This window comes from Paenibacillus monticola, assembly GCF_009664975.1.
Classification (GTDB): Bacteria; Bacillota; Bacilli; order Paenibacillales; family Paenibacillaceae; genus Paenibacillus_AQ; species Paenibacillus_AQ monticola.
Genome location: NZ_WJXB01000010.1, coordinates 256123 through 270158, shown reverse-complemented (window position 1 = coordinate 270158; position 14036 = coordinate 256123). Strand labels below are relative to the sequence as shown.

Annotated in this window: 11 protein-coding genes; 10 read left to right on the top strand and 1 reads right to left on the bottom strand. The window is 46.6% G+C overall.

Translation table 11 applies throughout. From position 1 onward, the window contains the following. Positions 1 to 105 precede the first annotated feature (105 nt). From secD to GJB61_RS22710, 5 genes are all read left to right on the top strand, one after another. The gene (secD, locus tag GJB61_RS22730) at positions 106 to 1359 is read left to right on the top strand and encodes a protein translocase subunit SecD (RefSeq protein WP_154121309.1); all 1254 of its coding nucleotides are present in this window, start codon (positions 106 to 108) and stop codon (positions 1357 to 1359) included. Continuing rightward, positions 1349 to 2248, top strand: coding sequence for a protein translocase subunit SecF (gene secF, locus GJB61_RS22725; protein ID WP_338116041.1), 900 nt, complete (start codon positions 1349 to 1351; stop codon positions 2246 to 2248). Before secD ends, secF begins: the two co-directional genes overlap by 11 nt. Before the next feature lie 152 nt (positions 2249 to 2400). Beyond that, positions 2401 to 3363 (top strand): cation diffusion facilitator family transporter, encoded by a 963-nt coding sequence (locus GJB61_RS22720; protein WP_154121308.1) that lies wholly within the window; start codon positions 2401 to 2403, stop codon positions 3361 to 3363. 29 nt (positions 3364 to 3392) lie between these two features. Next, positions 3393 to 5795: a single-stranded-DNA-specific exonuclease RecJ gene (gene recJ, locus GJB61_RS22715; RefSeq protein WP_154121307.1), complete on the top strand. Its 2403-nt coding sequence runs from the start codon at positions 3393 to 3395 to the stop codon at positions 5793 to 5795. Between the two features lie 223 nt (positions 5796 to 6018). After that, positions 6019 to 6537 carry an adenine phosphoribosyltransferase gene (locus GJB61_RS22710; protein ID WP_154121306.1) on the top strand — a complete coding sequence of 173 codons (519 nt, stop codon included), beginning with the start codon at positions 6019 to 6021 and terminating at the stop codon, positions 6535 to 6537. A gap of 211 nt (positions 6538 to 6748) precedes the next feature. On the opposite strand, the gene uraA is transcribed toward GJB61_RS22710, so the two are convergent. Then, complete coding sequence (uraA, locus tag GJB61_RS22705; RefSeq protein WP_154121305.1) at positions 6749 to 8059, bottom strand: uracil permease; 1311 nt, start codon at positions 8057 to 8059, stop codon at positions 6749 to 6751. Between the two features lie 305 nt (positions 8060 to 8364). Between uraA and GJB61_RS22700 the strand changes: the two genes are divergently transcribed. From GJB61_RS22700 to hisS, 5 genes are all read left to right on the top strand, one after another. Next, on the top strand, positions 8365 to 10548 hold the full coding sequence (locus GJB61_RS22700) for a RelA/SpoT family protein (protein WP_154121360.1): 2184 nt from the start codon (positions 8365 to 8367) through the stop codon (positions 10546 to 10548). 22 nt (positions 10549 to 10570) lie between these two features. After that, entirely contained in the window at positions 10571 to 11014 is a 444-nt protein-coding gene (gene dtd / locus GJB61_RS22695) for a D-aminoacyl-tRNA deacylase (RefSeq protein WP_154121304.1), read from the top strand. Between the two features lie 170 nt (positions 11015 to 11184). Then, entirely contained in the window at positions 11185 to 11340 is a 156-nt protein-coding gene (locus tag GJB61_RS22690; protein WP_154121303.1) for a hypothetical protein, read from the top strand. Positions 11341 to 11479: 139 nt separating this feature from the next. After that, the gene (locus GJB61_RS22685) at positions 11480 to 11938 is read left to right on the top strand and encodes a hypothetical protein (RefSeq protein WP_154121302.1); all 459 of its coding nucleotides are present in this window, start codon (positions 11480 to 11482) and stop codon (positions 11936 to 11938) included. An 812-nt stretch (positions 11939 to 12750) separates the two neighbouring features. Further along, positions 12751 to 14004: a histidine--tRNA ligase gene (gene hisS, locus GJB61_RS22680; RefSeq protein WP_338116040.1), complete on the top strand. Its 1254-nt coding sequence runs from the start codon at positions 12751 to 12753 to the stop codon at positions 14002 to 14004. Positions 14005 to 14036 lie beyond the last annotated feature (32 nt).

The following is a 14036-nucleotide window of genomic DNA, read 5'->3' as shown; positions in this document are numbered from 1 at the left end:
TTCTTTGTGTGAATATAGCCCTGTCAATGCTTGCGCGAATTGACGGTGATTTAGCACGTGGCTATAATAGGAATATTGAGTAATGAAAGGGGAACTAGCAAGAGCATGAAGAGACTTATGAGCTTTATAATTACCGTGGTCGTTTTATTAGGCGTCATGGTATTTACCACTCCTGGACTGCTGGACAAAGTTAGGCTTGGTCTTGACTTAAAGGGTGGGTTTGAGATCCTGTACCACGCTGAACCGATGGAGACTGGGGGAGAATTATCCCGGGCTTCGCTGCAAAAAACAGCGGAGAGCCTTGAGAAACGGGCTAACGCTCTTGGAACAAGCGAACCAGAGGTTACTACCGAAGGGACTGACCGTATCCGTCTGAAGATTGCGGGGGTTACCGATGAGGCTGAAGTACGCAAGAAGATGAAAGAACCGGCAGTTCTGACTTTCCGGAGTGCTGCTGAAGGCGATGCTGCTAATACCTATAGCAAAATTGAGCTTGTGGGCAGTGATTTCGTTGAGAATGCTGCAGAGGTTGAACGTGACAAATTGAATCAACCGATTATTAGCATTAAGGTTAAGGATAAGAAAAAATTCGCGGAAATTACCGAGCGGTTACTTGGTAAGGAAATGGCTATTTATCTGGATGAGCAATTATTGTCTACTCCCCCCACAGTCAGAGCAGTGCTTACCGATGGGGCTGCCTCAATTTCTGGAGGCTATACTATTGATCAAGCCCGAGAACTGGCTGATACGATTAACCTCGGTGCATTGCCACTGAAGCTTACAGAGAAGTATTCTCAGAGCGTTGGCGCTACATTGGGTAAAAAATCTCTTGATCAAACAATCATGGCTGGTCTTATTGGTTCCTTGATTATTTTGATCTTTATGATCATGATGTACCGCTTGCCTGGTATTCTGGCCAGCTTCGCACTGATCTTGCATACCTGGCTCTTGATCCTTATATTTGTTATTGCGGACTTTACTTTAACCCTACCCGGTATTGCCGCCTTTATTCTCGGTATAGGGATGGCGGTCGATGCCAATATCATAACGAATGAACGAATAAGAGAAGAGATGCGCAGCGGCAAGAGTATTTTGTCTTCCGTTAAAGCGGGAAATAAGACCTCTTTCCGTACCGTTATGGATGCGAATGTAACGACAATTATTGTAGCGGCCGTAATGTTTGCATTTGGTACGGGTGCGGTAAAGGGTTTTGCACTGATTCTGATTGTGGAAATTGTGCTTAGTATCGCAACAAACCTTTATTTTGCCCATTGGATGCTGACAGTGCTGGTTAAAGCCGGCATTCTGAAAAAGTCCAAGCAATTTGGGGTAAAGGAGAGTGACATCCGTGCGCTTTAAGAAAGAGTATGATTTTGTACATCTAAGTAGATATTTCTATGTTTTTTCCATCGCTCTTACAGTTGCCGGTCTGATCTTCCTGGCTACGATGGGACTTAACTACAGCGTTGACTTTAAGGCTGGTTCCAACGTCGATGTATCTCTATCTAAGAATCTGACATTGGAACAGATTAATCCAGCCATTAGTGATGTGGGTATATCCAGTGAACCTAGCATTACAATTGGTGAGAAGCGGGTTAATATCAGATATGATGAAGTGCTTGAAAGTGATCAAGATGCGGCACTGCAAACAGCGGTGAAGAAGCTGGACGCCAAAGCATCTTTTGAGATCAATACCGTGGACACAGAAATGGCTAAAGAGTTAGCACGCAATGCTATTTATGCGGTACTCATTTCTTGTCTGGGTATTATTGCTTATGTAAGTATTCGTTTTGAATGGCGTTTCGCCTTGGGTGCGATTGTTGCGTTGATGCATGATGCATTTATAGTCGTTGCGATCTTCTCAATCTTCCGGCTAGAGGTGGATATGACCTTCATTATTGCGGTGCTTACGATTATTGGGTACTCCATTAATGATACGATTGTTATCTTTGACCGTATTCGCGAGAATCTGCGTTTTGGCAAACAGAAAACGTATGAGGATCTGAAGATTTTGGTCAACAAGAGCGTAGCCCAAACCCTGATGCGATCCTTATACACAGCATTTACGGTATTCATCGCTGCATTCTGCCTGTTGATACTTGGCGGCGAATCGATCAAAATGTTCTCGCTCGCAATGGTTATCGGATTGCTCTTTGGTGCCTATTCCTCTATCTTTATTGCAAGTCCTCTCTGGTTGCTGCTTAAGAAGCGCCAGAAATTACCTGTAAAGAGTAGTACAGCCAAATAAACGCTTACCTTATCTTTTTGTAAGTATCTAAAGGATCGGTACGAGTATATTTCTAATATTTTTCGAAAAGCCGCGTCAAAGGCGACGCGGCTTTCGAAATCTTTGGAGTAACTAACATGAGATTACTTGCTAGTGGTAAGGAGGGACCCTGTATGAATAACAAACAATCACCGCAAAGTGAGACGGTTGCCTGGACAGGGATCGTCAGCGATGTTGCTCTGGCTGTAGCCAAGGGAGGCTTCGGTTATATTTCCGGCAGCAAGGCATTGATGGGTGATGCTTTATATTCTGGAGCGGATGCCGCAGCCAAACTGTCGGAGATTCTTCCGTGGCGCTCAGAACAGGGGGAGAAGCATAAATACCTGCAGCGGATCAGTGACCGGCGGGGGAATAAGGAACCGATTGTAGCCGTTCTTTTCTCCGTATTAATTCTGATGGGTGGTCTGCAAGTTGCATTCTCCGCGATACGTGATTTAACGAGTGGACATTTATCAACACCCGGCCAATTGGCACTTATTACAGTTGTAGCGTCTATTTTGCTTAAAGAAGCAGTATTTCAGTATCAATATCGGTATTTCAAAAAAATCGGCGATGGCAGTCATGCTGCTTATGCAGATAGTCACCGCTTCAGCTTGTATACTTCGATTACTGTATGTATGGGGATTTCCCTTTCCATGGTTGGTGGCTATGTCGATTGGCATCCCTTGCTGTACATGGACCCGATTGCGGCTCTACTGGCAGGTTGTTTGGTTCTCCGCAAAGGTTATATTCTTATTGTAAGTTCGGTCTCAGGCAAAAAGGTACAGGAACTTCCCTCGGAAGAGGCAGCCAACTTTATTGAAACCGTGCAACGGGTTCATGGGGTAATTCGTGTAGAACACTTAAAGGCACTGGAACAGGGCCGTTATGTCAATCTGCAAGTCAAGATCAGTGTCAATCCTCGAACTTCGGTTATGGAGGCTCAGGATATTTCGGAATGTGCGATAAAGTTGCTGCAGCACAGGTTCATTCATGTTGGTGAAGTTCATATGGATGTAGTTCCTTATGATCCTGGATATCCATACAAAAGCAATCATGAACTGGTGGATAATGATATTCCCACACTGCTTCAGTAGTCCGTAAGGTGAGAGACAGGTGAATTATATTGCTTCATTCAAAAACAAGCTGGCATTCTCCGGCAGCCGATCCCGAACTAGTAAAGGATCTGGCCCGGAGCCTTTCTATTTCCCCATTACTAGCCTCATTACTGGTGAACAGAGGGTTGAATACATCTCATGAGGCGCTACTGTTCATGGATGGCGGTGAGGAAGAACAGCATGATCCTTTTCTGTTAAAGGGCATGTCAGAAGCCGTTCCTCGAATAAGAAAGGCATTAGAGGAAGAAGAACATATCCTTATTTATGGCGATTATGATGCCGATGGTGTGTCCAGTACCGCGCTGATGATCTATCTGCTGCGTTATTTGGGCGCGTCCTTTGATATTTATATACCGCATCGGTCGAACGAAGGTTATGGACTGCATAATCATGCGTTAGATTGGGCTGTGCAGCAGGGAGTCTCACTAGTTATTACAGTGGATACCGGCATCAGTGCCTATCACCAGATTGCCTATGCCAATGGACTCGGAATCGACGTGATCGTCACGGATCACCATGAACCACCGGAGCTTCTGCCTGAGGCCTATGCACTTATTAATCCGAAGCTTCCAGGCTGCCCTTATCCATTCAAAGGTTTGGCTGGTGTAGGAGTAGCCTACAAGCTGGCTCAGGCACTGCTTGGTGAAGAAACTCCGGCTGAGTGGAGTGAGATCGCGGCTATCGGTACTGTTGCAGATTTAATGCCACTACTGGGTGAGAATCGTCAAATCGTGCGCATTGGATTATCAAGTATGCGGAATTCGCGGTTTCCTGGTATACGTGCATTACTTGGCGTTAGCGGGGTAACGATGAACACAGTCAATTCAGTGAACATAGCTTTTGGAATGGCCCCACGTATTAATGCGAGTGGACGTCTGGATCATGCAGGCCGAGCAGTAGCCCTGCTTACTACAGAGCATGCTGAAGAGGCGGAGTTACTGGCTGGAGAACTGGACCTACTCAATAAAGAACGCCAACTGGTTGTCGAAAGAATTGCAACAGAAGCTACTGCTAAGCTGGAAAAAGTACTCGAAGTAGGAGAACTTCCTGATATCATTGTTCTTGCCGATCAGGGTTGGAATGTGGGCGTGGTCGGGATTGTGGCATCCAAGTTGCTGGAGCGTTACTATCGGCCTGTTATTATCCTTGATATTCATCCTGAAACGGGGATGTGCAAGGGTTCTGCTCGCTCAATTCCCGGTCTGGATATCTATGCGGCACTGTCCTCCTGCGCGGATCTGCTAGATCATTTCGGTGGACATCCGGCCGCAGCAGGCATGAGTCTTCATCGTGACTCCATTGGGGCATTTGCTACAGCACTAAATGAATACGCCGCCAGTGTACTGACGCCAGAGCACTTTGTGGCGGTTACAGTCGCTGACGCTGAGGTTTCACTCTCTGAGTTATCACTACAAGCTGCTCTCGACTTGGAGAGATTGGCTCCTTTTGGGATGGCTAATCCGTTGCCGAAGTTCATCGTACGCGGAGTTACGGTGAAGGAGACACGCACGATGGGACAAGGTGGCAAACATCTGAAGCTTGTTTTACAGCAAGGAGACAGCACTATTGAGTCGGTCGCTTTTGGCAAAGGAGCACTATCAGCACTGCTTCCAGGAGGGACAAAGGTCGATGTGTTGGCAGAGTTGTCCGTCAACGAGTGGAATGGCTCACGCAAACCGCAGCTAATGCTGCAGGATTTGGCTGTGCAGGATGCACAGCTATTCGATCTTCGTGGCGCTGTAGACGCTGTAGAGCAAGCGGGGCAGATTAGGGAGTTACTGCTGCCATACAGTGGTAACGGTCCTTACCGTGCTGCTGCGGTGTTTCAGAGTGGACGTATGTCGCCGCAGAGTGAATTGAAAGGCATGTCCCTTTGGGTATATGATAAGGAAATGGGGATTTCAGCGCTCAATAATGAGCAGACAGTAGCGGAGCACGAACCCGTCTCCTTGTTGTGTTTGCTGGATATACCAGAAACTCCGGAACAGCTGGATGCGTTACTTACGGTTTTTCCAGATGCCGATAATATTGCGCTGCTGCATTCGATTAGAGATGGACGTGAACGGTTGCAAATCCCAACGCGAGACCATTTCAAAGCCTTATATAAAATGCTGGCCTCGATTGCTGCTGTGGCAATAGCGGAGAATGAAGTGCTGCTGCGACTCAGCCGCCAGTCATCCATGAGTGTGCGTATGCTCAATATGATGCTGGATGTGTTCGAGGAGCTTGATTTTATCGAACGTAGCCAGGGGAAGATTTTATTTATAACCCAGCCTGCAGCCAAAAGTTTGACTGCATCGCGTCATTTTATCAGACTGGGACAGGTTGCCGAGATGGAGCAGTATTTCATGGAAGGCAGCCGGCTAGAAGTGCAGGAATGGATGCTGTCCCGCCGTTTAGGAGCATCTTAAGAATAGGCTCACCAAACATAGCGTATGCTTTCGAAGTAGTTTTGTACGAAGTGAATTCAGTAAGTTAATGCTCACAAAACAAAGCGTATGCTTCCGAAGTAATTTTGTACGAAGTAAATCGATGGTGTGTAGGCTTACAAAACAAAGCGTATGCTTCCGATGTAATTTTGTACGAAGTAAATCGACGAAGAATAGGCTTACAAAATTTTTAGGAGATGATGATTTGGATTTAAAAGATAGTATTCGTGTGATTCCTGATTTCCCTCAGCCGGGTATCAGCTTTAAGGATATTACTACTCTTCTTAAGGACGGGCCTGCATATCGCCAGGCGATTGATGAGCTTAAAGCACTGGTTGCGCATATGAAGATTGATGTAATTGCCGGACCAGAAGCACGTGGCTTTGTTATTGGCGCACCGCTGGCTTACGCACTGGGTGTGGGTTTTGTACCAATTCGCAAAAGCGGCAAGCTTCCCTTTGATACGATCGAGGTTGGTTATGATCTGGAATACGGTAAAGATACCCTCGCTGTGCACACGGATGCAATCTTGCCCGGACAGAATGTCTTGATCGCTGACGATTTACTGGCTACTGGCGGTACCATTGCTACTTCGGTTAGCCTTGTGGAGCAGTTGGGTGGAGTAGTTGTGGGTGCAGCTTTTCTGATTGAACTAGTAGAACTTGCCGGACGCAACAAGCTTTCCGGAATCGAAGTTGTTTCCTTGTTGACCTACGAAGACTAACATTTCCGGCCTAACTTTTCCCGGGAAATAAAAAGCGGAAGACTGTCGATTACAGACAGCCTTCCGCTTTTTTAAAATATAAGAATTTATATGCTTCACGCAATAATTTATCCTTATATTTCTCGAAGAAACGGGTACCGTCCATATAAAGGACGGCAAAGCCGGTTCATCTTGTTGAAATGATTAATGATTATATCCCAGTATTCAGGGCTTAATGCGCAGACTTATCACTTTCTTTTTCATTGGACAAGCCAAGCACCTCGATAAGCTTGAAGAATAGGGCCAGAACCATGCCGACAATTGTTGCAAGGGCCATGCCTTTGAGTTCTACTCTGCCTAGGGTAAGGGTTGTCCCGCTGATGCCGACAACAAGGACTAGTGCTCCCAATATCATGTTGCTTGCTTTGGAGAAATCGACTTTCTGCTCCACAAAAATTCGTAGTCCGGAGGCTGCGATGACACCGAACAGCAATAGGGATACACCACCCATAACCGGTAGTGGAATGTTGGCGATGACAGCCGAGAAGGTGCCGGAGAATGAGAGCAGAATGGCGATTACGGCTGCCCCTCCGATAACGTACACAGAATAGACTTTAGTTAAGGCCATGACGCCGATATTCTCACCGTAGGTAGTATTTGGTGTGGAGCCTAAGAAACCAGAAATGATCGTGGAAATACCGTTGCCCATAAGCGACCGGTCAAGTCCGGGATCTTTAGTCAAGTCTTTGCCTACAATGTTGCTGGTTACCAGCAGATGTCCAATATGCTCCACAATAACAACAAGGGACACAGGAATGATGGTAAGGATAACTTGCCAGTCAAAGGTAGGTGTGACTATAGTTGGATGTGCGAAAAAATGAGCCTTGGATATGGCAGTTGTATCTACCTTTTGCATAATATAAGCCAAGCCATAACCGGTGACGATACCGATTAGAATATGAATGATTTTGGGAAAGCCGCGGAATAGAACCGCTCCAATAACGGTCACGCCCAGCGTCACCATAGACAGCAGAATTGCCGTTTTGTCCGGCGTCCAATCTGTAACCGCAACTCCTTCAGGAGCGATAAGCCCAGCCATACGCGCGGCGACCGGTACGAGTTCAAGACCAATGGTTGCCACGATTGCGCCCATTACAGCTGGTGGAAAGACGATATCAATCCAACTTGTTCCAGCATAACGGACAATTACGGCTACGAGCACAAAAATAACACCAGTGACGATAAAAGCACCCAAAGCAAGGGAATATCCATGCATATGATCGTTTGTATGTTGTTTAAGTACAAGTATAACCGGCGAGATAAAAGCAAAGCTTGAACCTAGGTAAGCTGGTATTTTGCCGCGGCAGATAAAGATGTACAGCAGAGTTCCTAAACCGTTCATAAGCAGAATCATACCTGGGTCTACCCCAAACAGGTTAGGCACAAGCACCGTACTGCCGAACATGGCGAACAAATGCTGGAGACTTAAAAGAAAACCCGGGCCCCAAGGGAGTCTTTCGTTAACTTGAATTTCGCGTTGCAATGGATTTCACTTCTCTTTCTTATCTAGTATAATGTTAGGTTGTGGCAAAGCGCCTTTACTAGATTAAATAGAACGGAGCATTTTTACAACAACATTTTCACAACTGCCATCAATTTGCCCCATCTTGACATATTGCCTGACAAGAATGCCACGCCATGGCAAGTGTTGACGTAACTCCTCGTAAGCGTCATAATTATAGACAACTTTAGACTGAGAGTAAGACAACCCGAGAAATGATGGAACCTGCAGATTTTGCAACCGTTGCGGGTTCATTTTATTATAGAAAGGAAACGGATACGACGAGAATGGGCATAGAGCGATTAATTGACAAGGCCGGCGCCTATATAAAAGAAAAAGATCTTCTCCGCATCCGGGAAGCTTATGAATTTGCCGATCAGGCTCATCACGGGCAGGTCCGCAAATCGGGGGAGCCATACATTCTGCATCCGCTGGCGGTGGCAGATATTGTCGTCAATATGCAAATGGATGTCATATCCATTATTGCAGCGCTTTTGCACGATGTTGTGGAAGATACGACGGTGTCACTGGAGCAGATCCGCGCGAATTTTGGCGATACATGCGCAATGCTTGTCGATGGGTTAACCAAGCTGGAACGCATTCGTTTTCGCTCCAAGGAAGAGCAGCAGAATGAGAACTACCGCAAAATGTTTATTGCCATGGCTCAGGATATTCGGGTCATAGTGATTAAACTGGCGGATCGCCTGCATAACATGCGTACCCTAAAGTATCAGTCAGAAGAAAGTCAGCGCCGTATTTCCTACGAAACTTTAGAAATATTCTGTCCCATTGCCGACAGGCTGGGGATTTCAGCGATCAAGTGGGAGATGGAGGATATTGCGCTCCGTTACTTGAATCCACAACAATACTACCGCATTGCCAATCTGGTGCATAAGAAGCGGGCCGAACGCGAGGAATTTATCGAAAGCGTGATCGGGCGCATCCGCGCCAAGCTGGATGAAATGGGTATTGAAGGCGATCTTTCCGGGCGCCCGAAGCATATCTACAGTGTCTATAACAAAATGAACACCAAAAATAAGCAGTTCAATGAAATTTACGATTTGCTGGCTATCCGCATCATCGTGGAGAATATTAAGGACTGCTATGCCACACTTGGAATTATCCATACTCTTTGGAAGCCGATGCCAGGGCGGTTCAAGGATTATATAGCTATGCCCAAAGCGAACATGTACCAATCGCTGCATACTACGGTAGTGGGACCAGGCGGGGAGCCAACGGAGGTTCAAATCCGCACTTGGGAAATGCACCGTACTGCAGAGTTCGGGATTGCTGCCCACTGGGCCTACAAGGAAGGAAGCAGCAATAATAACGTTAATCCAGAGAATCGGATGCCGTTTTTCCGCGAAATTCTGGAGCTGCAGCATGAAGCTAAGGATGCAGAAGAATTTGTCGAATCACTCAAAATGGACTTTTTCTCCGATCTGGTATTCGTATTCACTCCTAAAGGTGAAGTTATCGAGTTGCCAGCAGGCTCTGTGCCGCTTGATTTTGCCTTCCGTATCCACACGGAGGTCGGCAACCGGACGATTGGTTCCAAGGTGAACGGGCGGATCGTACCGCTGGATCACAAGCTGAAGACCGGAGATATCGTGGAGATTCTGACCTCGAAGCAATCTTTTGGACCCAGCCGTGACTGGCTTAAGATCGCCCAATCCTCACATGCCCGCAGCAAGATCAAGCAATGGTTCAAGAAGGAAAAACGGGAAGAGAACGTCGAAAAAGGCCGCGAAGCGATTGAACGTGAGCTGAAACGCCTTAATGTAGAAATCTCTGAGTATAGTTCAGACGATAAGCTGATCGAAGCAGCCAAGAAGTTCGCCTTTAATGATATAGAGGATATGCTGTCCGCTGTGGGATTCGGCGGCATTACTGCGGCACAGATTGCCTCCAAACTAACGGAGAAACTCCGCAAGGATCAGGAAGAGGCTGCGAATCACCTGGAGCTAACTTCAGAAATGAAGGAAATTAAGTCTTCAGGCGAGAAGCGCAATCAACCGACAAATGGCGTGCGTGTGAAGGGAATCGATAATTTGCTTGTTCGCTTTGCCCGATGTTGTAATCCGGTGCCAGGCGACAATATTATTGGTTATGTTACACGTGGCCGCGGGGTTTCGGTCCATCGTGAAGACTGTCCCAACATTCCAGGTGAGGCTGACGGTGAGGAAGCAGCCCGCGTGATCGAAGTGGAATGGGAAGGTGAGATGGAAGCTAACTACAGCGTGGATATTGAGATTACAGGTCATGACCGCAACGGGCTGCTCAATGAAGTGCTGCAGGCCGTCTCCGAGAGCAAGACTAATATTTCAGCTGTCACCGGACGTTCCGATAAGAACAAGATGGCCATGATTCACATGACGATCCTCATCCGCAACACAGATCATTTGCAATCGGTAGTGGACCGGGTCAATCGTGTGAAGGATGTATATACGGTACATCGTATTATGCAATAAGGCAAGGAGTTGAAAGCTTGCAATGAGAGTGGTAGTGCAACGTTGTAAAGATGCCAAAGTAACCGTTGATGGTGCTGTAATTGGTGAGATTGGTAAGGGCTTGATGCTGTTGGTCGGCGTTACTCATGGAGATACGGAAAAGGATGCCAAATATTTGGCGGACAAAATAGCGGGTCTGCGTATTTTTGAAGATGAAGCTGGTAAAATGAACTTCAGTGTCACCGATACCGGCGGAGCGATATTATCTGTGTCACAATTTACGTTGTATGGAGATTGCCGGAAGGGCAGACGTCCAAATTTCATGGCTGCAGCTGCTCCAATTGAGGCACAGGCACTTTATGATTATTTTAATCGTGAGCTGAGAGGGAATGGTCTTCAGGTTGAAACGGGCGTTTTTGGAGCGATGATGGATGTTTCACTGACTAATTGGGGCCCAGTAACACTTATTCTGGATAGTCAGGGTTAGGATAATATCATTTGAAGGATGCTAGGCATTGTCCCCTTAAAGGGACACCGCCTAGCATCCTTTTTTTTGAATAAAGCACGATACAAAGCACTCAATAATGGATAGAGCTCGACTAAGCTGGATAAGCTAGGGACTGATGAACATTATGGGATAGCTGCAAGGGGTGCACGATGAGACAATCACAGAAGGCATGGGTTTGGAGAAACATACCGACGCTTGCGACAGGAAGCACTGTCGAAGCTTATGCGACCGCGAAAGCGAACGAGGGGCAAACGGAAGTCCATGTTTTAAAAGGCAGAAGCCGCAGCCTCCTGCCGCGCACATGAGCGGCAGGAGTGGCGGCTTCTTATTTTTTATTGTCGGTGAACAGCGATGAATAGCTGGATTATTTATCACAAGGTTATAGATTGCCTCAATTCGGGTAATAGGGAAATAAGAACAAATCAACCAGAGGAGGGAAATAACATGACTAAAAGAATTCAGGCTTATTTCAGAACTGAGGATGAAGCACAAGGTGCGAAGACGGCATTAATCTCTTACAAGGTTGAGGATCTGCAGTTATCACCACTTACAGATCCTTTAGATACAAGGAGTGACGGTGATCGTAGCCGTAGTCGTAATATTCTGGTACCGCTTGCACCGTATAATAACTCGGCAATGGCTGGAGGGATAGTGGGAACTGCAGGCACGACAGGCTCCGTGATGGGTGCGGCTATTTTACCGGGAGTTGTTGCTCCTGACTCGCTAGATGAAAAGGATGTTCCTGTTATTAACGAGGATAAAGCACAGAAAAATGATACTATAGCTAAAGGAGACCTCGATGGACTTCATTATGTTATGGAGCTTAAGGTCGCCGAAGAAAATTATAACGAGGTAGTGGAAACCTTGCGGGGCAAGCACGCTTATGTGGAGCTTTTTGAGTGAAACCATAATTTTTCTGGAAGTTCCGGTTGGCTCCTAAGAGTCTGCCGGAGCTTTTTTTGTTATTTCTGGAACAGCAAACAGATTGCTAAATGCCCTGCAAATTAAACATAGTGGAACAAACTGTAGAATGTTATGATAAAAAAGGAACTCCGTAGGGGGAATATCCAATGAAATACAGCGCTTTCTTTTCTGTAATATAATCGTAATATTACATTCATGATTCCTTAATATAGCGCGTTTATAATAGTGGCATGACCCCCTTTTTTATAATATATGATGATGGACCTGCAGCACTAGGCTGCAGGTCATTTTTTTGTATTTTGCTCGGTAGCCCGTTTTTCTTGTTATGATTTCTTGACTTTAGTGCAGTGGTTCAGTAGAATCTAACAATATACGGTTTGATTATAATGTTTTGATGACGGGAACAAGTAATTCGCTGCCCACAACTCCAGAGAGGAATCCCGCAGAATCGGCTGCTGTCCATAATAAGGACGACATAACCGCTTCCGCTTGGCTGAAAGGATTCTGTTGATGAACGAATGAATGACCTCCCCGAGAACGCACGGCGAAAGCAGGCAATCATAAATTGCCGCGACAGTAGCCGCTTGCGCGTAGGCGGGCGTTAACCGCTTAGAGCGGATTCAGTGATTAGACTGATCCGGAATGTGGGTGGTACCACGGGTGTATTATTACTTATAATAATCCCTCGTCCCTGTTTGTAATAAACAGGGCGGGGTTTTTTTGTTTTTTTTAAAGATAAGAATGTTCACACGATGAGGTTAGGAAAGGTTATTTTTCGGGAGGGATAGGCTGTGGCTAAAGAAAGATTCGAGAAACCTACAGGTACGCAGGATGTTCTACCGGGTGCGGTGGAGAAATGGCAATACATTGAAGGCAAAGCAAGGGAGCTATGCCACCGTTTCAATTATCGGGAAATTCGTACGCCAATGTTCGAGCACACGGGTCTGTTCGAACGGGGTGTAGGCGAAACAACGGATATTGTTGAAGGAGAAATGTATACCTTCAAGGATAAAGGCGATCGTGATTTAGCCCTGCGTCCAGAGGGAACGGCAGGCGTTGTTCGTGCTTACGTACAGAATAAGCTATACGGAGAACCGGATGTCAGCAAGCTGTATTACATCGGACCGATGTTCCGCTATGAGCGTCCACAGGCGGGAAGATACCGCCAGTTTCATCAGTTCGGGATTGAGGCATTTGGGGCGGTTGATCCGGCCATTGATGCTGAGGTTGTCTCGTTAGGTTATCAATACTGCAAAGATCTTGGTCTGAGTGGGGTTAGGGTAGAGATTAATTCGGTGGGTAACGCACCAAGCCGTGCCGCATACCGTGAGAAGCTTCTAGGGTTCCTTAGACCCATGAAGGATACTCTTTGCAGCGATTGCCAGCGGCGTATGGAACGCAATCCGCTGCGAGTGCTGGATTGTAAGAAAGATCAAGATAAATTTGTGGAGGCTCCTTCCATTCTGGACAGCCTGGATGAAGAGTGCACTACTCATTTTGAGAAGGTTAAAGAACATCTGGGAGCCATGGGCTTGGAATACACGATTAACCCTCGTCTGGTGCGTGGGTTGGATTATTACACCCATACAGCGTTTGAATATAAAGCAGCAGGTATCGGGTCCATTGATACGGTTGGCGGCGGTGGCCGCTATAATGGCCTCGTAGAAGAGATAGGCGGACCGGACCAGCCGGGGATTGGCTTTGGGATTGGTCTGGAGCGAATTCTGCTGATTCTGGAGAACCAGCAGGTGGAACTGGAAGCTACAAAGCCGCTGGATGTATATTTCGTAGGTCTTGGTGAAGCAGCCGATATTGAGATTTCGAAGCAGCTGTTCGTGCTCCGCAATCTGGGATTCTCCGCAGAGCGAGACTATCTCGGCCGCAAGATGAAAGCGCAAATGAAATCGGCCGACCGTATGTCGGCGCGGTATACGGCGATACTTGGCGAAGAAGAGCTGAATAATGGCGTCATTGCTTTGAAATCAATGGCTACCGGGGAGCAGCAGACTGTGAAATTAGAGGAATTGGGACAGGCACTGTTATAACGTATTTTTAACTATAAAGGGGTATGATAAAT